We start from the raw sequence: 20465 nt of genomic DNA on the forward strand, positions 1-20465 counted from the left end.
ATTCAGACAATCCAACCTGGCGAATGCTTAAACTACTTCGCCAGTGCTGGATATGGTTCCATCAAAAAGTGAAATGCTCTAGATTGAATGCTTTTGCATCTGTGATTGCATTATCCAACTAGAGATAGTTGTCGACTATTTCTCCGTTCTTTCGAAAAAAGCATCAATGGATGATCTTCAGGAAGCCCAGTTTTCTTTCGGTCGGCCTTGTTAGCTGACGCCAGCCGAGCAAGCGCCCTTTCAAAGAAATTGATTCGAAAAATATAGTGATCAACAACAATCAAACAAATATGCAACCCATGCATCACGTAACAATATTTCACAAAATTGTAGATAATTATAATATGGCAATTAATAATATTTCTTCACCAGCTGACGCAAAATAAATCACAAGGATAAAGAAATTCAGATCGCCAGGAACAACAGATTTCTCTAATATATTGTCATTTCTTAGCTATTGACGGGGATCGGTTCCCACTTTTCCGGGAAATTCTTTACACGTAAACCGGCTAATCGTGACTTGCTATTGAAAAATGAGGCGGCATGATTACCATACAGTCGCTTTATGCAACATGAGCAGATACAAGTCACATCAAAGGTTCTTTTGATGACCATTACCATTTACCACAATCCGAGCTGCGGCACCTCGCGCAATGTACTTGCCATGATACGCGCCAGCGGTGAAGAACCGGTCATCATCGAATATCTGAACAATCCGCCCAGTCGCGAAAAACTGGTTGAACTCCTGGCCGCAATGAAGATGTCGCCACGCCAATTGCTTCGCGAAAGAGGAACGCCCTATGCCGAACCGGCCTTCATGATCCAAAATGGACAGATGACGAGCTGATCGATTTCATGATCGCCCATCCCGTCCTGATCAACCGGCCGATCGTCGAGACGCCAAAGGGCACACGCCTTTGCCGCCCATCCGAACTTGTCCTCGATTTGCTCGACGATCCCGCATAATCTTCAAGGCAAAGGGCCGGTTTCAATTGACAGGGTGAAACCGGCCGACGGTCAATTTACAGCCATTCAAGCTTGCCGTTTTCGAACCTCAGGATCTTGTCCTGCGGAACGGACAGATTGGCCGCATCGCGTCCATCAAGATTGCCATAGAGGAAGAACAGCGTACGGATACAGCCGCCATGGGTGACGCAGACTGTTGGCCTGTCAACCGCTTCCACCCAGCGTCTGATACGGCGTGAAAGCATCATGTAGCTTTCAGCGGCTGCGCCCGGCGGCACGAAATTCCATTTGTCGTGGGCGCGTGCTGCAACCAGATCCGGGCGAAGCTTGGCAATATCCTCGATCATGAGGCCCTGCCAGTCACCAAAATTGACTTCCATCAGTTGCGGATCGGTGCGGTAATCATAGGGGTCGACCCCCATGCGCCGACGGATACGCTCCATCGTCTCGCGCGTGCGGCGCAAGGGGCTGGCCACGAAATCGAAGCCTGCCCCATCGCCAATCAGTGATTTCAACATATCGCCATTGCGGTCTGCCTGCATGCGACCCTTGGCGTTGATGTCGATGTCAAGCTGCCCCTGAATGCGGGCAGAGACGTTCCAGTCGGTTTCGCCGTGACGCGAAAAATAGATGATTTCCCGAGCCACTGCGCTCATCCTTAATCCTTGACGACGGAAATGTCGGGGGCGTCCACCGCCTTCATGCCAACGACATGATAGCCGCTATCGGCATGATGGACTTCACCGGTAACCGAACGCGACAGATCGGAGAGGAAATAGAGGCCGACATCGCCCACTTCCTCAATGGTGACCGTGCGGCGCAGCGGCGCATTATATTCATTCCACTTCAGAATATAGCGGAAATCACCAATGCCCGATGCAGCCAGCGTCTTGATCGGGCCAGCCGAAATGGCATTGACACGAATATTCTGCGGGCCAAGGTCAACGGCAAGATATTTGACGCTTGCTTCAAGCGCCGCCTTGGCAACGCCCATGACGTTGTAATTCGGCATGACCTTTTCAGCACCATAATAGGTCAATGTCAGAATGGAGCCGCCATCCGTCATCAGCTTTTCCGCGCGGCGCGCAAGCGCCGTCAGCGAATAGACCGAAATCAGCATGGTCTTGGAAAAATTGGCCTCCGACGTATCGACATAACGACCCGTCAGCTCATCCTTGTCGGAGAAACCGATGGCGTGAACGAGGAAGTCGAGTTTGCCCCATTCCTTCTCGAGCGTCTCGAAAACGGCATCCATGCTTGCAGCATCGCTCACATCGCAATGACCGGCAACAAATGCGCCGATTTCTGCAGCAAGCGGTTCAACACGCTTCTTCAGCGCATCGCCCTGATAGGTGAAAGCGAGTTCCGCACCGGCGTCACGAGCCGCCTTGGCAATGCCCCATGCGATCGAACGGTTGTTGGCAACGCCAAGAATCAACCCGCGCTTTCCCTGCAACAAACCAGTCTTTGCGGTCATTAACGGTCCTCATCTAAAAAACTCGATTGGATGCCGTATTGCACAGGCTGACAAATGCTTCAAGCAAATGCGCTGAAAAAGCCGGGCATTGTTACTTTTACGATACATTGAACAATACCCAACTAAAATATGAAACAGGGTCAGGCCAGACCGCAGAACGGTCAGTCTGACTGGCGCGCCCGGAAAAATTCCTCCAGCGCCTTGTCGCCGCCTTCAGGCAGCATGATACGGATATGGACGTAGAAATCGCCCCTGCCACCCGTCTTCAACGGCAGGCCCTTGCCCTTGAGCCGCAGCACCCGATCCGAGCTCGACCAAGCCGGAATCCTGACGCCAACACGGCCGTCAAGCGTTTCGACTTCCTGCCTTCCGCCAAGCACGGCAAGCCCCAGATCGACAGGCAGGTCGACATGGACATCGCGACCTTCAAGACGGAATTTCGGATCCTTGCGGAAATGAATCGTAACCAGCGCGTCGCCGGGCGTGCCGCCAACCAGCGGCTCACCCTGCCCTTTCAGGCGGATGGTCTGACCATCCTCGACATAGGTTGGCAGCTTGATGTTGAGGTGCTTGCCATTCGGGAAAATGGCTTCAACCTTTTCCGCACCGACGGCCTGCGCCAGCGAAATGGTGATGCTTGCCTGCAGATCAGCACCCTTTGCCGGGCCGCGCGGTCTGCGTCCGCCCGAACGTCCGCCAAAGGCGCTGCCGAACAGATCCTGAAAAATATCCTCTGCACCGCCGAAACCGCCCGTACCGGTGCGGAATTCAAAGCCGCCGCCACCCTGACGGAATGCCGCAAACGGATCGCCATGTGCACCTGCCCCCGCACCGGCAAAGCCCTGGAACACGGGCTTGCCTTCGGCGTCGATTTCGCCGCGGTCATACTGGGCACGGCGATCCTTGTCGCCGAGAATTTCATAAGCCTGATTGATTTCAGCAAAACGTTCCTGCGCCTTGGGATCGTCCTTGTTCTGATCAGGATGGTATTTTTTGGCCAGCTTACGAAAAGCCGATTTGATTTCTTCGGGCTTCGCCGTCTTGGCGACACCCAATACGCTGTAGGGATCGCGCATCTATTCCTCTTCCAGGGAAATATGTGGAGCCTGCACAGACAGGCATGGGTCAGTTAACCATTATATGCGCATGGTTTGGCCAAAGTTCCAGAGCCAAACCTTTATTTTCAAAGTGGCGCGAAGGATGTCAGGACCCATTTGCCGCCGGGCTGCATGCAGGCTTCACCCTTGTATAGCGCGACCCCGTCAAAGGCTTCCCGCGATGTCTGGAACTTGCGGCAAAGCTGGTTATTGGTCGTGGTTTCGACAACCGCAGTGATTGCGCCCTGGCTGCCCGTATCCGGATTGGCCCAGGGAATCGGCTGCTTGCCCCATTGGGTGAAATTCAGCGCCGAAATCACATTCCTGATCGTTGACTGGTCGGAAGCCGTACTTGAATCGGGTTGCGGGCCTGTAGTGTCCGGCGCAATCGAGCCGGTAATGGTCGAGTGATCAGGAAGAGCGGACTCGATGCTGCCGCCCATGGCGCAACCTGCCAGTGACAAGAGGCAAAGCCCCAGTGCACCCCGGCACAAAACGCCAAGCCGGCCTTCCCGACGATCCTTCAATGTGACAGGGCATGCAATGTCAGCAGCCAATGCTCGTCCTTTTAGCTAAGCGGCAGTGGATAAACGCATACTGGCAATAGTGCGTTAACAAGGTGTTTGCCGGGAAGGTAAACAAATCGATACCATTTCTCAACGCCGAACATGCGGCGGCAATTATGCGTGGATCTGCTCAGTTCTTTATCATATGCATATGCACGAAAATGCACGGCCTTGCTTGCAGTTCAGCCGCTTTGATGCTCAAACTTCGGGCAACCCAAATAATCAATAGCAACAGTCTGAAACGAAATGACCAGCCCAAGCGACGATTTTACCGAATCCAACAAGCCCTTTGAGCTCTTCTCGCAATGGCTTGCCGATGCGACCAAGACCGAGCCGAACGATCCCAATGCGGTTGCACTTGCAACCGTTGACCCGGCCGGCCTGCCCAATGTGCGCATGGTGCTGCTCAAGGGTTTTGATGAAAACGGCTTTGTGTTCTACACCAACCATGAAAGCACGAAGGGCCAGGAAATCCTTGCCTCCGGCAAGGCCGCCATGTGTTTTCACTGGAAGACGCTGCGCCGTCAGGTGCGTGTGCGTGGTCCGGTCGAAAAGGTCAGCAATGCCGAGGCCGATGCCTATTATGCCTCGCGCCCACGCGGCAGCCGCATCGGTGCCTGGGCCTCGAAACAGTCGCGCCCGCTGGAAAGCCGCTTTGCACTGGAAAAGGCCGTGGCCGAATATACGGCCAAATATGCCATCGGCGACATTCCCCGCCCGCCCTACTGGTCTGGTTTCCGCATCCGTCCGGTTTCCATCGAGTTCTGGCATGACCGCCCGTTCCGCCTGCATGACCGTGTGCTGTTCACCCGGCCTGCACCGGAAGGCGACTGGAACAAGGAACGCCTTTATCCCTGATACAGAAGGCCACCCGATCAGGTGGCCTTTTTATACCAGCGGCTTCAACGCCACCCAGAGCGAGCCGAGGACCAGCCCAAGGAAGACCAGCCAGCCAACGACATTGTTGGATTTGAACAGTTGCAGGCACTGATCCGGATTATCAATGTCGAGCACGATGATCTGGCGATAAAGATGGATGCCGGCGGCAAGTAGACCAGCCAGGGCCGGCATCGGCACTTCCGCAACGGCAAAGGCGCCGGCAAAACAGCACAGCGCCCCGCCATAAAGCGCAATCAGCGCGGTTTTCGTATGCTTGCCGAACAGGCGTGCTGTTGAACGTACGCCAACCAGCGCGTCATCTTCCTTGTCCTGGTGGGCATAGATCGTGTCATAACCAATCGTCCACATGACCGCGCCGATATAAAGCAGCACGGGCGGCAGGGCGAGCGAGCCCCTGACTGCCGCCCAGCCCATCAGCGCACCCCATGAAAAGGCAAGCCCCAGCACAAATTGCGGCCAGTTGGTGATGCGCTTCATGAATGGATAGGCCGCGACAATCGCAAGTGAGCAAATGCCAAGCCAGATCGAGAACCAGTTGAACTGCAGCACAACAACCAATCCGACCAGGGATTGCAGCACAAGGAAGATCTTGGCCTGTGTGCGCGTCACCTGGCCTGATGGCAGCGGACGGGAACGGGTGCGGTCGACCTTGTCATCAATGTCCTGATCAACCAGATCATTATAGGTGCAGCCAGCGCCACGCATGGCAATTGCGCCAACCAGAAACAGAAACAGATGCCAGATATTCGGCATGACCGACCAGAAATCGGCGCCCGGCCTTGCGCCGGCACCTGCCACCAGTGCAGCCGACCACCAGCATGGCCACAGAAGCAATTGCCAGCCGATGGGGCGATCCCAGCGCGCAAGCTGCGCATAGGGCCAGAGCGATGGCTGTAAAATACGATAGACCCAGTGTCCGGATGGCGCGTCCTTGACACGTCCACGTTCAGTACGCGACTGAATGCCGGTGCCAACAGGTGAAGTCGCTGGTCGTTGTGATTGCTGCATTGACGCATCCATTGTTGCTGATGCACAAATTTCGATGATTTCCGTCAAAATCTGCGCCTTTGGCCTTGCTCCGGCACAATCCGGGCAATAGAGAGCCAAGGTAAATCAACGTCTATTTACAAATCTCACTGCAAGGGAGCAAGGCATGAAAGTCCTGTTGATCGGTTCCGGTGGCCGCGAGCATGCGCTGGCATGGAAACTGTCCGCCTCGCCTTCTCTGGACAAGCTCTATTGCGCGCCGGGCAATCCGGGCATCGGCGAAGTGGCCGAGCTGGTTGCACTTGATGTCAACGACCATGCCGCCGTCATTGCATTTGCCAGGGAAAAGCAGATCGACCTTGTTGTCATCGGCCCGGAAGCGCCACTGGTCGCAGGTCTCACCGACGCCTTGCGCGCTGAAAATATCCGCGTCTTTGGCCCGTCACAGGCAGCAGCCCAGCTTGAAGGCTCGAAAGGCTTTACCAAGGATCTGTGCGCCCGTTTCAACATTCCGACCGGTGCTTATGGCCGTTTCAACAATGCCCCCAAGGCCAAGGCCTATATTCGCGCAAAAGGTGCGCCGATTGTCGTCAAGGCCGACGGGCTTGCTGCCGGCAAGGGCGTCGTGGTTGCCATGACGCTTGAGGAAGCGCTTGATGCAGTTGATGCCTGCTTTGAAGGAGCATTTGGTGCGGCCGGCAGGGAAGTGGTCGTGGAAGAATATCTTGAAGGCGAAGAGGCAAGTTTCTTTTGCATCTGCGATGGCAAGACCGCCTTGCCGCTGGGCTCGGCACAGGATCACAAGCGCATCGGCGACGGCGATACCGGCCCCAATACCGGCGGCATGGGCGCCTATGCGCCAGCACCCGTCATGACACCCGAAATGGTCGAGCGCACCATGCGCGAACTGATCGAGCCGACCATGCGTGGCATGGCTGAGATCGGCGCACCTTTTGCCGGCGTGCTGTTTGCCGGGCTGATGATCACCAGGGATGGGCCAAAGCTCATCGAATATAATACGCGCTTTGGCGACCCGGAATGCCAGGTGCTGATGATGCGCCTTGAAAGCGATCTTCTCGAGCTCATCAATGCCGCCGTTGATGGCAAGCTCGACCAGGTGCAGCCGCGCTGGAAAGACGAATCCGCGCTGACAGTGGTCATGGCCGCGGAAGGCTATCCGGCCAATGTGCGGAAAGGCAGCGTCATCCGCGGCCTTGACCGGCTCGAAGGGCTGGAAAATGTGAAGGTTTTCCATGCCGGCACGGCATTCAAGGACGGCGAGCTGATTGCCAATGGCGGCCGCGTACTCAACATTACGGCAGTTGCAGGAACGGTCGCCGAGGCGCAGAAGGCGGCCTATGACGCGATCAAGAAGGTCGACTGGCCGGAAGGCTTCTACCGTTCCGACATCGGCTGGCGCGCCGTTGCGCGTGAACATGCCGGCAAGTAACCCCTTGCGGTTTCCGCTTGTCTTGTCTCCGGTTCCATCCCCTCAGGTTCCGCTCCATTGAGCGGAACTTTTGTTTTCAGGCAATGCAAACCCGGTCGCGGCCTGCATTCTTGGCTGCATAAAGCGCATCATCCGCCCGACGCATGGTGTCGTAGAGGCTGTGCCCATTCAACTGCTCGGCGACGCCAAAGCTGGACGTGACACGCCAGCTGCCCTTGGGGCTTTCAAACTGCAATTCACGCACGCGGCATCTGATCGTTTCAGCCAGGCTACTTGCCTCATATATGGCCGTATCCGGCATGAAGATCACGAATTCCTCGCCTCCCATGCGGGCTGCAATCGCCGATTTCGGCGTGTGCTGTCTCAACAATTCGCCGACTGCAGCGATCACCTGATCCCCACCCTCATGGCCATAGGTATCATTGACCCGCTTGAAATGGTCCAGATCACCCATGACAACCGAAAGCGGACTGCGATCCTCCTTGCGGGCAAGGATGCGCCCGACCTGACGGTCAAAGCCGCGCCGGTTCCAGATCTTGGATAATTCATCGATTTCCGACTGCTCACAGGCCTCCCCCAGCATGTGGGAAACGGTGCCAAGCAGCAGCAGAAGATTGCGGACAATATGGACGCACAAGCCAATGAAAATCGAAAGACACGCGCCCAGATCATTATAGCCCATGTCAGGGTGCATATAGACATCCGGCCAGTCGAAAAAGACAATACGGATGACAATATGCACGCAGCTGAACAGGGTCAGGACCAATAAAAGCCTGTCGACGAGACGCTCCAGACCCGACAGGATCAGCACCCGCACCACGACAGCGTAGCATAACAGCACCGGAAGCTGCATGAACACATTGCAGATATGGGAATGCTCATGCAATTCAAAGGTTATCAGATAACATGTCAGGCAAAACAGAAGTATGACTAATATTTCTTTCCAGTTGACTTTCAGCTTGTAATTATTGTGCAGGCCGATCGCGACGGCGATGATATTTATAATCGTCATGGAATAGGTAATGATCACAATATGCCGTGGCGACTCATATTCAGTCGCGCTGAGGCTCAATATTGCGCATATGGCTGTACTGATCGATGAAATCGTGAACCAGCGCGGCGCCCCACATGTTCTTTCCTGCAAAGCGATAAAGGCGAAGATCAGCGTGAAAAGACAGGCGGCCGTTAAGTTTTCTGTCATGAATATTGAAATCAACATTTCCTGAGACTGCCTTGAGGCGTCAGCCTTATCGAATATCTACATCTGAAACTCCGAGGCCTGCTCTTGCACATTGCCGGCAGTGACAGGATAAACCCGGAATACATACCCGCCCCAGGACCGTTTCCCATACCGGGCAAGCCGCTCAAGGCGGCCAGATCGGCAGGAACTGCCGCAGGAAACAGCCAACCGGCTCGATGCCGCCCCATGCGCAGACGCATTCCGTGCCATCAGGACGCATGTCCGCCTGTTGAAAAGTCCCGCGCATGCTTCGCATGTCCTGCACCTTTTCTTCACCCATCCAGACAGATGGACCTCACAGCATTTCACCAAGGAAAGACCCGCCCAATGCATGGCCAAGACCGGCATGACCAGTTTGAGCGATCTTTACTGCCAAAAATTCACGGCTTTCAGATTTAGCGTATTTGCGAGAAACTTCACTGCCAACTAATTCGGCAAATTCTTGTCAGAGCCATTCCCAGAAACAGGAACCGTTTTCCCTCTGCACAGGCGAAACGAACAATATGTCAGGGCAGAGGTTCTTTCGGCAGTGACAGATCCGTTCCGGGCAGATGTTTCAGGCGACAAAGACCTGATTGCGGCCTGCCTGCTTTGCGCTATAGAGCGTGATGTCCGCCCGTTGCATGGTCTCGCCGAAGTCCTCATCATCCAGGGACTCGACTATCCCGAAACTTGCGGTTGCCTTCCAGGATTTCCGCCGCTGTGAAACTCCATCCGCTCCATCTCACTGCGCAGCATTTCTGCCATATTCCTGGCCTGTCTGGCCTCCATGCCGGGAAGAAAGGCAATGCATTCCTCGCCACGATACGCGCACAGACGGAAGACAAGGCAGGCGTTTTTCAGGAGACGTCAAAGGCTGCAATCACCCGATCGCCGCCATCATGGCCGTATTGGTCATTGATCTGCTTGAAGCAATCAAGACCACTCATGACGAGCGCATAGGTTTTATCGGTCGCCATGCATGACATGACGGTAAAAGCCATGACGGTTATGGATGGCTGAAAGGACGGCAATTTCGGATTTTCGCTGACTGCCCCCACGATGCAGGCCACCATGCGCAGCAACAAAGCAGCCCATCAGCAGATGAATGATGGTACCGACAACCAGTGAGACCAGGGGACAACTTCCCCGCTGCGATCTGCAACTCTGATATCCTCGCCCGGCCATACGCTGACGTCGATCCTGGAGATGAATTGCTGACAGATTGACAGGACCAGCGCGCAGAGAAGCTTGCCCGCGCGCAATATCATGCCCGTGCGATAGATCGCATTCAAACCCATACAGGCTGAAAGCAGCGCCCCAGCATGATGGCAAAGGAAAAGTGACTGTCAGATACGGGTTTGGCGCATGGGGGATCCAGAACCCGATGCCTGCCATGACCATCAACCACAGAAATGCGCCCATGAACCAGCGCGAGCCGGTCTGTTCCGTTTCCTGCAGCGAGAGGACGCCAAATGCCAGCACAAAGATGCACGCGACCGGAGATGAACGGTCAGGAAGAACGGTACCAGCGTCATGAGAAAGCACCTGAATTGTACAAGAAACAGACGGATTTGATACCTTGGAAATGCTGGCAACCTGAAGATGAAGTCGCAGCAGAAAGCAAGCGATTGAATTAATGATCAGCCTTTATTGTCAAAATTTGAACGCTCAAAGTATTCCAAAATTATTGACGTTTACGTAAAAAGTATATAGCCGTGAAGAAGTCAGTGAACCAGAAGACACGCTTGCCTTTGCAAACTGACGTCAGGTCTGGCCATTGTCACCCTTGTCCGGGATAATGGCGCCACGGCAAAGCAGCGTCCGTCGGGATCATGAGCCTGTGAAAGATTGAGCGAGCGTTTGAGGAGGAAAGATGTATCGCGCACCAGTTTCTGAAATTTCACACACGTTGATGAAGGTTGCCGGACTGGAACAGGCACTGAGCGATAATCGCTTTCCCGAATTCTCCGCCGATCTTGCCGAAGCCATTCTGGAAGAGGCGGGCAAATTTGCCGCTGACCGTATTGAACCGTTGCGTGTCGTGGGCGACAAACAGGGCGCGAGCGTCAAGGATGGCGTGGTGACCACGACGGCCGGCTGGAAGGAACTCTACCGCGACTGGGCGGCTGGCGGCTGGAATGCGCTGACCGGGAGCCCGGATTATGGCGGCCAGGGGCTGCCGATGATGATGTCGGTTGCGGTCAATGAAATGTGGAATTCCGGCTCGCTATCCTTTGCCATTGGCCCGACGCTGACCATGGGTGCTGTGGAAGCGCTGGAAAAACATGCCTCGAAGGAACTGAAGGACATCTATCTGCCCAAGCTCATTTCCGGCGAATGGATGGGCACGATGAACCTGACCGAGCCGCAGGCGGGGTCCGATCTTGGTGCCCTGCGCACCCGTGCCGAACGTCGTGACGATGGCACCTATCGCATTTTCGGCCAGAAAATCTTCATCACCTATGGCGAACATGACCTAACGGAAAACATCATCCATCTGGTTCTGGCGCGCCTTCCCGATGCGCCTGCGGGCACAAAGGGCATTTCGCTGTTCCTCGTCCCCAAATTCCTCGTCAATGCAGATGGCTCGCTTGGCCGGCGCAATGACCTGTTCTGCTCTGGCCTTGAACACAAGATGGGCATTCATGCCTCGCCAACCTGCACCATGATCTATGGCGATGGTTTTGTGAAAGGCGAGGAAACTGGCGCTGTCGGTTATCTGATCGGCGAGGAGAACCGCGGCCTCAACTGCATGTTCACCATGATGAACAATGCCCGCCTGCTGGTTGGAATTCAGGGCGTGGGCGTGGCAGAGGCTGCCTATCAACAGGCGCTGAACTATGCCCGAGAGCGCAGGCAGGGCCGCGCCATCGGCGTCAAGGACGGCATGAGCCCGATCATTGAACATCCGGATGTCCAGCGCATGCTCCTGACCATGAAGGCGCTGACCCAGGTTGCCCGTTCCATCACCTATGCCTGCGCCCATGCAATTGACATGAGCCATGTCAGCGAAGGTGACGAGGCGCGCCATTGGGCGGATCGTGCCAGCCTGCTCACACCGCTTGCCAAGAGCTTTGCCACGGATGCAGGCGTCGATGTTGCCTCGCTCGGCATCCAGATCCATGGCGGCATGGGCTTCATTGAGGAAACGGGTGCCGCACAATTGCTGCGCGATGCCCGCATCACGCCGATCTATGAAGGCACCAACGGCATTCAGGCCATCGACCTTGTGACGCGCAAGCTGCCGCTTGGCAATGGCCAGCACGTTCATGGCTATCTTGACGAATTACAGGCTGATGCCGACAAGGCCATCGCTTCCAACCGTGCGGAACTGGGCGAAACCGGAACGCGCCTTGCCAGGGCCATTGCCGATGCGCGCGCGGCAACCACATGGCTGCAACAGGCCATGGCTGACAACCGCCTTGCCGAAGCCCTTGCGAGTGCAACGCCCTATCAGCGCCTCTTGTCGCTGGTTGCAGGCGGCGCCTATCTGGCGCGTGGCGCCCTTGCCGACGACAATGCCGGCCGTGCAGCCTTGAGCCGATTCTATGCCGAAAACCTGCTTGGGGAAGTGGCAGCCCTCAAGGAAACCGTGCTTGGCGGCGCAACAAGCCTTGCTGCGGCCAGATCCGTTCTGGAGGCCTGAGATGAGCGATCATATTCTGGTTGAGCGCAGGGATGCCATACAGATCATCCGGCTCAACCGGCCGGAGAAGAAAAATGCCATCACCCGCGCCATGTATGCCGCCATGGCCAAGGCATTGCGCAAGGGGGATGCGGATGATGCTATCCGCGTTCATGTCTTTCTCGGCGTGCCGGGCGCATTCTCGGCCGGCAATGACCTGCAGGATTTCATGACTGCCGCCACCAGCAATGACATGGGCAAGGAAATTCTGGAATTTCTCACTGCCCTGTCCAGCGCAAGGAAGCCGATCGTTTCCGGCGTCAATGGCCTTGCCATCGGGGTGGGTACGACGATCCACCTGCATTGCGACCTGACCTTTGCCACGCCGGAATCGCTGTTCCGCACGCCCTTTGTCGATCTCGGGCTGGTGCCGGAAGCAGCCTCAAGCCTGCTTGCCCCCAATCTGATGGGACATCAGAAGGCCTTTGCCCTACTGGCCCTGGGGCATGGCTTTACGGCAGATGCCGCACATGAGGCCGGTATCGTCTATCGCATCGTTTCAGCCGACAGGCTGGAGGACGATGTGATGCAGGCTGCTGCTGAAATTGCCGCCAAGCCGCCTGAGGCCATGCAGATTGCACGCGCCCTGATGCGCATGCCTGCCGAACCTCTGTCCGATCGCATTGTCCGCGAAGCGCGCCATTTTGCCGAACGCCTGACATCAGAGGAAACCCGTGCGGCCCTCCTCGCCTTTTTCACGCGCAAGAAATAAAAATCGCAAGAAAAAACCCGGATGGTATTTCCATCCGGGTGGCTATTCTTGGAGGTCAGCCAATTCATTGAGCCCTTAAACTCACGCTTTCTATAATATCACTATAATATAATAAGTGGATATGATCACAAGAATGTGATCGCGGCTAAACGGCAGTTTCTGCCGAACATTGCCACTTGTGGTGAGGGGCTCAGTTCCGCGTGATGATTTCCGTGCCCTCGATCACCATGCGCACGCCAAGCGTGCCGCTCTTGCGACGGGCAAGAAAGCGTGGGCGGCGACGCAACGCCTCGCCCTGACGGCGGTTCTGTGCGTCATTGCCACGCGCCGAGCCATTATGGCTGTTGAGCGGGCGGGCAACACCATCTTCCTCGATCAACAGCATCGGCAGGTTGAAGGCTGCAGCCCAGGCGCGCCAGTCAGCGGCAATGTCGGTCAGGTCATGCGCAACCAGCAATGGGACGGAAAGCTGGCCATCCTCATGCAGCAATTCCAGCGTCACGGTGATTTCACCAAATTCATCCTCGACCGCGCGTGCAGCAACACCGGAAAAGGCCGAAATCGGCAATGCAATCGACATGGGCAGGCCGCTTGACTGCAGAACCTGCCGGATGACGGCGCCGCGTTCGTTCAGCGTTACAGTGACATCGCCTTTTCCGTTACGCGCGGCATAGGTCACAACCTGCGGAAAATGGAATGGATCGAGCCTGAGTTCCTGGCCGGCCCATTCTGGCTTTTTCAGTCCATTGCTCATCATCATCAACGCCTCTGTCTCGCTTGCGAGCCGGTTGTACCGACTTTTCTGCCGGGCTGTATCAAAGACTGTCGCTTCTCGCCCTTGTTGATGATGAGAATAGCTGCGGTTTCTTACCGGCGGGCTTAAGGAGTTGGGTTAACTTTTTCCTGCTTTTTCATTTGGTTATCAGATTGCAACCGTCTGTAAGACTTCGGAAAGGGAAGTAAATTCCCATTTACAAAAGTAAAAGGCGGACTATTGCCAGCCCGCCCTGAAATTCTCTAACAACGCAGAATTACAGCACTTTTCCCGGATTCATGATGCCTGCCGGGTCAAAGACCTTCTTAACCCTTCGCATCAGCTCAAGCGCGACAGTCGATTTGAAATGCACAAGTTCATCGCGCTTCAGCACGCCAATGCCGTGTTCGGCCGAGATCGAACCATTATAACGAGCAACAATTGTGTGGATACGGTGATTAAGTTCTCCCCAGCGTGCGAGGAATGCTTCCTTGTCTGCGCCCACCGGCTGCGACACGTTGTAATGCAGATTGCCATCGCCGATATGACCGAAGCAGACAATGCGCGAACCGGGTATCATTTCGAGCGTCGCAGCATTGGCTTCGCGGATGAAATCCGGGATCGAGGCGACCGGCACGGAAATATCATGCTTGATCGAGCCACCTTCCGGCTTCTGCGCCCAGGACATTTCCTCGCGCATTTTCCAGAATGACTGCACCTGCGCCACGCTTTCAGCAATGGCCGCATCCTGAATGATGTCATTTTCAAACGCTTCCGTCAGGATCGTTTCCAGCGTCGTGCGCGCATCCTCCTCCGAACGCGAGGAGGAAATATCAATCAGCACATACCAGTCATGCGGCGATTCCAGCGGATCACGCACGCCTTCGACATGGCGAATGGTGAATTCGACACCCATGCGCGGCATCAGTTCAAAGCCGGTGAGCGACGGGCCTGCATGTTCATTGGCAAGCTTGAACAGGCGCAGCACATCGTCAGGGCTGCGCAGGCCAGCATAGGCAACCCCCTTGCCCTTTGGCTGCGGGAAGATTTTCAGCACCGCTGCGGTGATGACGCCGAGCGTACCTTCAGAACCGACAAACAGATCCTTCAGATCATAGCCGGTATTGTCTTTCTTGACGTAACGCAGATCGTTCAGCACCTCGCCAGTCGGCAGAACAACTTCCAGCCCAAGGCAAAGCTCACGCATATTGCCATAGGCCAGTACGGCCGTACCGCCCGCATTGGAACCCAGATTGCCGCCGATCTGGCACGAGCCTTCCGCCCCCAGCGAAAGCGGGAACAGGCGGCCGGCATCGGCAACGGCATCCTGCAGATTTTTCAGGATCACACCCGCTTCGACCGTCACCAGATTGCCAACCGTATCGATGGAGCGGATGCGGTTCATGCGGCCCATTGACAGGACGATTGCCGTACCGCTCTGATCCGGGGTCTGACCACCGACAAGCCCGGTATTGCCGCCCTGCGGCACAACCGGGGTTCCGGTTTCGCTGGCAAGCTTCATGATCGCCGCCACTTCCTCGGTCGAGCCCGGACGCAATACCAGAGGCGAGCGCCCCTGATAAAGGTCACGCTGCTCAAGCATATAGGGCGCAATGTCATTGGCATTGGTGAGCGCGTTCTTCTCACCAACGATGGAGGCAAAGCGTGCAATCAGGGCTGAATCGAGCATGGTCTTCATTTCTTCAAGGTTAGCGCGGGGCCGCCGCGCGCTTCAATCGATCATTGATGGCCTCACCAAGGCCTTCGACAGGAATGGGTTCAACGGCAATTGCGCTGGCACCGCTTTGATCGAGCCTGCGCATGAAATCAAACAGATTGCTGGCCGCCTCGCGCAAGCTTCCGCTTTCGCTCAGGTTCAGCACGGCCTTGGCATGTTCCGCGCCGCTGACGCGGTTTGGCCCAAAGGCCAGCAACGCCTCGCCGGGCAGAACTGCGCTGACATTGAGCCGCACCGCCGCATCCGGCGCATAATGCGAGGCCATCATGCCGGGCGCCTGAATGGCGGCAGCATGATCGGCACGGATCAGTCTTTGACCTAGAAATTTTTCGATCTCTTCCGCCGCAAGCCCGCCGGGGCGCAGGAGATGCGCCGTGTCACCCTCGATCTTGACGATGGTCGATTCCACGCCAACGCCACAGGGGCCGGCATCAAGGATGAGATCAATCTTCCCCCCCAGATCAGCGGCCACCGCTTCGGCACTGGTCGGGCTGATGCGACCAGACGTATTGGCGCTGGGAGCCGCCACGGGACTGTCGAGAGTCTTTATAACATCACGCACACGCCCTTCCGGCATGCGCACGGCAAGCGTTGCAAGCCCGGCAGTGACCAGCGGATGCACCGGGCGACCGGTTGCCTGCACGTCCTTCACCGGCAGAACCAGCGTCAGCGGCCCCGGCCAGAAGCGCTCTGCCAGTGCGCGCGAGACGGGATCGAAATCGACATGGCGCTCTGCCATGGCAATGCAACTGACATGAGCAATCAGCGGATTGAAGGAGGGACGCCCCTTTGCGGCAAAAATGCCAGCCACAGCCTCGCCATTCGCCGCATCGGCAGCAAGGCCATAGACCGTCTCGGTCGGTATGGCCACCAGACCGCCACAACGCAGCACATCGACTGCGCGGGATATGGCACCCTCATCAAATGGAACGATATCAGTCAAAGGCGTGGCCTGTCGGTTGAAAATACCGTGTAGCTACACAAATGCCGCTTTCCGGGCAAGCAGATCAAACGGCGCGTTCATGCCAAATTGGAATGAACTGTCAAGAAAAAGGGCGCCTTGCGCGCCCTTCCCTATCCGGCGATCCTGGAAAAATCGGCAACTTTGCCTGTTGCCGTGCGGATCAGATCAAGCAGGGCCAATCGATTGGCGCGAATCTTTTCATCCTCGTCATTGACCAGCACCTTCTCGAAGAAGGTGTCGACCGGACCGCGCAGCTTTGCCAATGCACGCATGGCGCCGTTGAAATCTTCGCGAACAATTGCCGCCTCTGCTTCACCTGCGGCCAGATTGATCGCTTCATACAGCGCCTTTTCTTCATCCAGCTTCAGAAGCGAGGCATCAACTTGATCGGCAATGCGCGTGCCCTTCTTTTCTTCGGCGGCAAGAATATTCGCAGCGCGTTTTGTCCCGGCCAGCAGGTTCTTGCCGTCTTCTTCGTTGATGAAGACGATCAGCGCTTCCAGACGACGGGCAACCAGAAGCAGATTGTCGGCTTCAGGCGTCAGCACCGCATCAATCGCATCGTAGCGTGCGCCTTCGTCTTTCAGATAAACCTTGAGGCGATCATGGAAGAAGGAGAGAAGATCTGCCAGAATCGGCTTTGCATTGCGCTCTGTCTCGGCACGAATTTCCGCCTCATAATTGCGCAGCGCATTATCGGCATCCTGTTCGCCGTCAACATCGCCTGATTTTTGCGTGGCAAGCTTTTCTTCAAACGCACGCAACTGACGCTGAATATGGCCTGCCGTCAAAGCGGCATAAGCTGACTGGAACAGCGGCATGAGCGGGAATTTCCATTCCTGCGACAGAAGCAGGCGAATGACGCCAAGAGCTGCACGACGCAGTGCATAAGGGTCTTTCGAGCCGGTCGGCTTTTCATCAATCACCCAGAAGCCAACCAGCGTATCAAGCTTGTCGGCCAGGGCAACGGCAACCGAAACCGGGTTCTTCGGCACGATGTCCGATGGGCCCTGTGGCTTGTAATGTTCTTCGAGTGCGCTTGCCACGGCTTCGTCTTCGCCCTGAAGAAGCGCATATTTGCGGCCCATTGCGCCCTGCAGTTCAGGGAACTCGCCAACGACTTCAGTCTGAAGATCAGCCTTGGCGAGAACGGCGGCACGGGTTGCAAGCGCCGGATCGGCGCCAACGAGTGGCGCGATCTGGGCAGCCAGCTCGCGGATACGTTCAACGCGTTGGCCCTGTGTACCAAGCTTGGCATGGAAGGTGACATTGAGCGCATCCAGACGCGCCATGCGCTGATCGAGCGGCTTATTCAGATCAAGGCCGAATTTTTCCGCCGATGCGGCAAGCTTGTCGAGATCCGGCAAGTCATGCTGGTCGGTGTGCCAGAAATAGAGCGCATCCGACAGGCGTGCGCGGACAACCTTGCCATTGCCAAAAGCGATTTCCCTGCCGCCATCGCGTGCTGCAATGTTCGACACCAGAATGAACTTGTTGGAAAGGACTTCCTTTTCGCCCTGACGGCGCGTGACAAAGCATTTCTGATTGGCGCGGATGGTCAGGCGAATGACTTCCGGCGGAATTTCCAGGAATTCTTCCTCAAACTCGCCCATCAGCACGACCGGCCATTCGACAAGACCTGAGACTTCTTCCAGAAGCCCTTCGTCTTCCACCAGATCAAGGCCGGAGGCAAAGGCCAGATTGCGCGCATCCTGCAAGATGATTTCCTTGCGGCGCTCGGCATCGAGCACGACAAAGGCCTTTTCCAGCTTTTCGACATAATCATCGAAACGGCGCACCGTGATCGGCTGACCGTCGCTCAAGAAACGATGGCCATAGGTGACATTGCCCGACCTGATGCCATCGACTTCAAATTCGATGACCTGCGTTTCTTCCGTTTCAGGGCCGAACGTGCAGAGGATCGACTGCAGTGGACGCACCCAGCGCAGCGCGCCCGGCCTTGCCGATGCCGCGCCCCAGCGCATCGATTTCGGCCATGGGAAATTGCGGATCGTCTGCGGCACGAGTTCGGCAATGATTTCTTCTGCCGCACGTCCCGGCTTCGTCAGATGGGCAACATAAAAATCACCCTTCTTCGGATCGGAATGAACATGCGCTTCAGAAATATCGCGCAGGCCAGCCTTGCGCAAAAAGCCCTGAATGGCCTGTTCCGGTGCCGTGACCGATGGGCCCTTGATGTCTTCATGCACATCCTTCGAGCGCACGGTCAGCCCGCGAATATCCAGCGCCAGACGGCGCGGCGTCCAATAGGCCGTGGCAGCCTCATAAGTCAGGCCGGCATCGACCAGACCGTCGGTGATCATCTTCTTCAGATCACCGGCAGCCTTGCGCTGCATGCGCGCCGGGATTTCCTCCGAGAAAAGCTCTAACAGTAAATCCGGCATTAGAGCACCTCTTTCTTATAGTTGTAGCCACCGGCATCAGTCAGCAGGAAGGCCTCGCCGCACTGACGTGCGAGATTGCGCACACGCAGAATATAGCTCTGGCGTTCGGTGACCGAGATCACGCCGCGCGCATCCATCAGATTGAATACGTGAGATGCCTTGATGCATTGGTCATAGGCCGGAAGAACGCATTTGTGCAGCGAATTTTCGCCCGTGCTGCCAGCTTTCAGAATGGCCTCGCATTCGCGCTCGGCATCAATGAAATGCTGATGCAGCATATCGGTATTGGCAATTTCAAAATTGTAACGGGAATATTCCTGTTCGGCTTGCAGGAAGACATCGCCGTAAGTGACCTTCTCATCGCCTTCAAGGCCATTGAAGTTGAGGTCATAAACATTGTCGACGCCCTGCACATACATGGCAAGACGTTCCAGACCATAGGTAAGTTCGCCTGCAACCGGTGCGCATTCAATGCCGCAGACCTGCTGGAAATAGGTGAACTGCGACACTTCCATGCCGTCGCACCAGCATTCCCAGCCAAGCCCCCAGGCACCCAGTGTCGGGCTTTCCCAGTCGTCCTCGACGAAACGCACATCATGCAGCGTCGGATCAAGGCCGATCGCCTTCAATGAGCCGAGATAGAGCTCCTGCAGGTTTGGCGGCGATGGCTTGATGAGCACCTGATATTGGTAATAGTGCTGCAGACGGTTGGGGTTTTCGCCATAGCGGCCATCTTTCGGACGGCGCGAAGGCTGGACATAGGCAACCTTCCATGGCTTTGGCCCAAGCGAGCGAAGCGTCGTGGCGGGATGGAATGTACCCGCCCCCACTTCCATGTCGTAAGGCTGCAGGATCGCGCAACCATGTTCCGCCCAGTAATTATGGAGCGTCAGGATCAGACCCTGAAAGGAACGGGTGGGATGCATATGTGCGGGCAACGTACTGGACACCGGTGGAGCCTCGTTTCGTAAATGATGGCCCGGTCTAATTTGTCAGCACGGCAGGGTCAAGCTTGTCGTGCAGCCGGCCGTTGATCAGGCGCATGGATGAAACCATCCTCCCCCGGAAAAGCACAGTTTTCCAGCCTTTCGCAGTTCAATACAATCAATCCAGCTTATTCAGAAGAAAAAGATATGATGCTGACTTCAACAAAAATATTTGAACTATTACCAGACCATGGCCTGCTTTATGATGTTTTCAACCAGAGTGCAGTATATGCATTGCTGCTGTTTCAACAAATATTCACATTTGAATACGCTGGCTGTTTATCTCCTGAACGATCAAGATCTTGAATCAACCGAAAACCCGAACGCAGACCTTATAATTACAAGGAATTTATAGTCTTTTAGAAGCAATGGGAAAATATGAAGCCAGCGAAAATCTGGATCCAGGACGGAATTTTACAAGCGTATCACGACAGCGAGCACAGCAGGACTCGATTGGGGCAGTGAAGAAGGCGGCCTAAGAGCCCGACTCAAAATTTCATTTTTGCGATACGCCTCGTCATTCGCCTGATTGAGGAGATGACCATCCAAGCTTGTG

18 protein-coding genes and 2 pseudogenes are annotated in these 20465 nt (G+C 55.8%); 6 read left to right on the forward strand and 14 right to left on the reverse strand.

What is annotated here, in order from left to right; all coding sequences use genetic code 11:
* Window positions 1-607: 607 nt before the first annotated feature.
* Window positions 608-966: pseudogene (arsC, locus tag ACFO1V_RS10535) on the forward strand (arsenate reductase (glutaredoxin)).
* Between the two features lie 56 nt (window positions 967-1022).
* Here arsC and ACFO1V_RS10540 read toward each other — a convergent pair.
* The 4 genes from ACFO1V_RS10540 to ACFO1V_RS10555 all read right to left on the reverse strand — a co-directional run bounded on the left by ACFO1V_RS10540 (window position 1023) and on the right by ACFO1V_RS10555 (window position 4097).
* Window positions 1023-1613, reverse strand: a complete 591-nt coding sequence (locus tag ACFO1V_RS10540; RefSeq protein WP_374834160.1) for a histidine phosphatase family protein — start codon at window positions 1611-1613, stop codon at window positions 1023-1025.
* An 11-nt stretch (window positions 1614-1624) separates the two neighbouring features.
* The gene (gene fabI, locus ACFO1V_RS10545) at window positions 1625-2443 is read right to left on the reverse strand and encodes an enoyl-ACP reductase FabI (protein ID WP_374834156.1); all 819 of its coding nucleotides are present in this window, start codon (window positions 2441-2443) and stop codon (window positions 1625-1627) included.
* Window positions 2444-2604: 161 nt separating this feature from the next.
* On the reverse strand, window positions 2605-3519 hold the full coding sequence (locus tag ACFO1V_RS10550; protein WP_374834154.1) for a DnaJ C-terminal domain-containing protein: 915 nt from the start codon (window positions 3517-3519) through the stop codon (window positions 2605-2607).
* Between the two features lie 107 nt (window positions 3520-3626).
* Entirely contained in the window at window positions 3627-4097 is a 471-nt protein-coding gene (locus tag ACFO1V_RS10555) for an RT0821/Lpp0805 family surface protein (RefSeq protein WP_374834152.1), read from the reverse strand.
* Window positions 4098-4352: 255 nt separating this feature from the next.
* On the opposite strand from ACFO1V_RS10555, the gene pdxH reads away from it, so the two are divergent.
* The gene (pdxH, locus tag ACFO1V_RS10560; protein WP_374834150.1) at window positions 4353-4964 is read left to right on the forward strand and encodes a pyridoxamine 5'-phosphate oxidase; all 612 of its coding nucleotides are present in this window, start codon (window positions 4353-4355) and stop codon (window positions 4962-4964) included.
* A gap of 30 nt (window positions 4965-4994) precedes the next feature.
* Here pdxH and ubiA read toward each other — a convergent pair whose 3' ends face one another.
* Window positions 4995-6014 (reverse strand): 4-hydroxybenzoate octaprenyltransferase, encoded by a 1020-nt coding sequence (gene ubiA / locus ACFO1V_RS10565; RefSeq protein WP_374834148.1) that lies wholly within the window; start codon window positions 6012-6014, stop codon window positions 4995-4997.
* 145 nt (window positions 6015-6159) lie between these two features.
* On the opposite strand from ubiA, the gene purD reads away from it, so the two are divergent.
* Window positions 6160-7443 (forward strand): phosphoribosylamine--glycine ligase, encoded by a 1284-nt coding sequence (gene purD / locus ACFO1V_RS10570; RefSeq protein ID WP_374834146.1) that lies wholly within the window; start codon window positions 6160-6162, stop codon window positions 7441-7443.
* A 76-nt stretch (window positions 7444-7519) separates the two neighbouring features.
* Here the strand turns inward: purD and ACFO1V_RS10575 are convergent, their stop codons facing one another.
* The 4 genes and pseudogenes from ACFO1V_RS10575 to ACFO1V_RS10590 all read right to left on the reverse strand — a co-directional run bounded on the left by ACFO1V_RS10575 (window position 7520) and on the right by ACFO1V_RS10590 (window position 9738).
* Window positions 7520-8296 (reverse strand): GGDEF domain-containing protein, encoded by a 777-nt coding sequence (locus tag ACFO1V_RS10575; protein WP_374834144.1) that lies wholly within the window; start codon window positions 8294-8296, stop codon window positions 7520-7522.
* A gap of 511 nt (window positions 8297-8807) precedes the next feature.
* Window positions 8808-8930, reverse strand: a complete 123-nt coding sequence (locus ACFO1V_RS10580; protein ID WP_374834140.1) for a hypothetical protein — start codon at window positions 8928-8930, stop codon at window positions 8808-8810.
* Window positions 8931-9239: 309 nt separating this feature from the next.
* Window positions 9240-9374: pseudogene (locus tag ACFO1V_RS10585) on the reverse strand (diguanylate cyclase domain-containing protein); the annotation flags it as partial.
* A gap of 148 nt (window positions 9375-9522) precedes the next feature.
* The gene (locus tag ACFO1V_RS10590; protein ID WP_380075102.1) at window positions 9523-9738 is read right to left on the reverse strand and encodes a diguanylate cyclase; all 216 of its coding nucleotides are present in this window, start codon (window positions 9736-9738) and stop codon (window positions 9523-9525) included.
* 800 nt (window positions 9739-10538) lie between these two features.
* Between ACFO1V_RS10590 and ACFO1V_RS10595 the strand changes: the two genes are divergently transcribed.
* Together ACFO1V_RS10595 and ACFO1V_RS10600 are read left to right on the forward strand one after the other, a co-directional pair.
* The gene (locus ACFO1V_RS10595; protein WP_374834134.1) at window positions 10539-12311 is read left to right on the forward strand and encodes an acyl-CoA dehydrogenase; all 1773 of its coding nucleotides are present in this window, start codon (window positions 10539-10541) and stop codon (window positions 12309-12311) included.
* A 1-nt stretch (window position 12312) separates the two neighbouring features.
* Window positions 12313-13062: a crotonase/enoyl-CoA hydratase family protein gene (locus ACFO1V_RS10600; protein ID WP_374834132.1), complete on the forward strand. Its 750-nt coding sequence runs from the start codon at window positions 12313-12315 to the stop codon at window positions 13060-13062.
* A 190-nt stretch (window positions 13063-13252) separates the two neighbouring features.
* Here the strand turns inward: ACFO1V_RS10600 and ACFO1V_RS10605 are convergent, their stop codons facing one another.
* From ACFO1V_RS10605 to ACFO1V_RS10625, 5 genes are all read right to left on the reverse strand, one after another.
* A complete protein-coding gene (locus ACFO1V_RS10605) occupies window positions 13253-13819 on the reverse strand; it encodes a DUF6101 family protein (protein WP_374834130.1) in 567 nt (188 codons plus the stop codon).
* Between the two features lie 274 nt (window positions 13820-14093).
* Window positions 14094-15506, reverse strand: coding sequence for an FAD-binding oxidoreductase (locus tag ACFO1V_RS10610; RefSeq protein ID WP_374834128.1), 1413 nt, complete (start codon window positions 15504-15506; stop codon window positions 14094-14096).
* A 19-nt stretch (window positions 15507-15525) separates the two neighbouring features.
* On the reverse strand, window positions 15526-16497 hold the full coding sequence (locus ACFO1V_RS10615; protein ID WP_374834126.1) for an L-threonylcarbamoyladenylate synthase: 972 nt from the start codon (window positions 16495-16497) through the stop codon (window positions 15526-15528).
* 131 nt (window positions 16498-16628) lie between these two features.
* Complete coding sequence (gene glyS / locus ACFO1V_RS10620; RefSeq protein ID WP_374834124.1) at window positions 16629-18923, reverse strand: glycine--tRNA ligase subunit beta; 2295 nt, start codon at window positions 18921-18923, stop codon at window positions 16629-16631.
* Window positions 18923-19849 (reverse strand): glycine--tRNA ligase subunit alpha, encoded by a 927-nt coding sequence (locus ACFO1V_RS10625; protein WP_374834158.1) that lies wholly within the window; start codon window positions 19847-19849, stop codon window positions 18923-18925. Before ACFO1V_RS10625 ends, glyS begins: the two co-directional genes overlap by 1 nt.
* A 120-nt stretch (window positions 19850-19969) precedes the next feature.
* Between ACFO1V_RS10625 and ACFO1V_RS10630 the strand changes: the two genes are divergently transcribed.
* The gene (locus tag ACFO1V_RS10630; protein WP_374834122.1) at window positions 19970-20215 is read left to right on the forward strand and encodes a hypothetical protein; all 246 of its coding nucleotides are present in this window, start codon (window positions 19970-19972) and stop codon (window positions 20213-20215) included.
* The last annotated feature ends 250 nt before the right edge of the window (window positions 20216-20465 follow it).

The sequence above is a fragment of the Daeguia caeni genome (assembly GCF_042653845.1).
Classification (GTDB): Bacteria; Pseudomonadota; Alphaproteobacteria; order Rhizobiales; family Rhizobiaceae; genus Brucella; species Brucella caeni.

Excerpts from the sequence above, each read along its gene's own strand:
- fabI (WP_374834156.1), bottom strand. The coding sequence starts at position 2,443 with ATGACCGCAAAGACTGGTTTGTTGCAGGGAAAGCGCGGGTTGATTCTT.
- ACFO1V_RS10550 (WP_374834154.1), bottom strand. The coding sequence starts at position 3,519 with ATGCGCGATCCCTACAGCGTATTGGGTGTCGCCAAGACGGCGAAGCCC.
- pdxH (WP_374834150.1), top strand. The coding sequence starts at position 4,353 with ATGACCAGCCCAAGCGACGATTTTACCGAATCCAACAAGCCCTTTGAG.
- ubiA (WP_374834148.1), bottom strand. The coding sequence starts at position 6,014 with ATGCAGCAATCACAACGACCAGCGACTTCACCTGTTGGCACCGGCATT.
- purD (WP_374834146.1), top strand. The coding sequence starts at position 6,160 with ATGAAAGTCCTGTTGATCGGTTCCGGTGGCCGCGAGCATGCGCTGGCA.
- ACFO1V_RS10575 (WP_374834144.1), bottom strand. The coding sequence starts at position 8,296 with ATGCAGCTTCCGGTGCTGTTATGCTACGCTGTCGTGGTGCGGGTGCTG.
- ACFO1V_RS10580 (WP_374834140.1), bottom strand. The coding sequence starts at position 8,930 with ATGCGCGGGACTTTTCAACAGGCGGACATGCGTCCTGATGGCACGGAA.
- ACFO1V_RS10590 (WP_380075102.1), bottom strand. The coding sequence starts at position 9,738 with ATGGTGGCCTGCATCGTGGGGGCAGTCAGCGAAAATCCGAAATTGCCG.
- ACFO1V_RS10595 (WP_374834134.1), top strand. The coding sequence starts at position 10,539 with ATGTATCGCGCACCAGTTTCTGAAATTTCACACACGTTGATGAAGGTT.
- ACFO1V_RS10600 (WP_374834132.1), top strand. The coding sequence starts at position 12,313 with ATGAGCGATCATATTCTGGTTGAGCGCAGGGATGCCATACAGATCATC.
- ACFO1V_RS10605 (WP_374834130.1), bottom strand. The coding sequence starts at position 13,819 with ATGATGAGCAATGGACTGAAAAAGCCAGAATGGGCCGGCCAGGAACTC.
- ACFO1V_RS10610 (WP_374834128.1), bottom strand. The coding sequence starts at position 15,506 with ATGCTCGATTCAGCCCTGATTGCACGCTTTGCCTCCATCGTTGGTGAG.
- glyS (WP_374834124.1), bottom strand. The coding sequence starts at position 18,923 with ATGCCGGATTTACTGTTAGAGCTTTTCTCGGAGGAAATCCCGGCGCGC.
- ACFO1V_RS10625 (WP_374834158.1), bottom strand. The coding sequence starts at position 19,849 with ATGCATCCCACCCGTTCCTTTCAGGGTCTGATCCTGACGCTCCATAAT.
- ACFO1V_RS10630 (WP_374834122.1), top strand. The coding sequence starts at position 19,970 with ATGAAACCATCCTCCCCCGGAAAAGCACAGTTTTCCAGCCTTTCGCAG.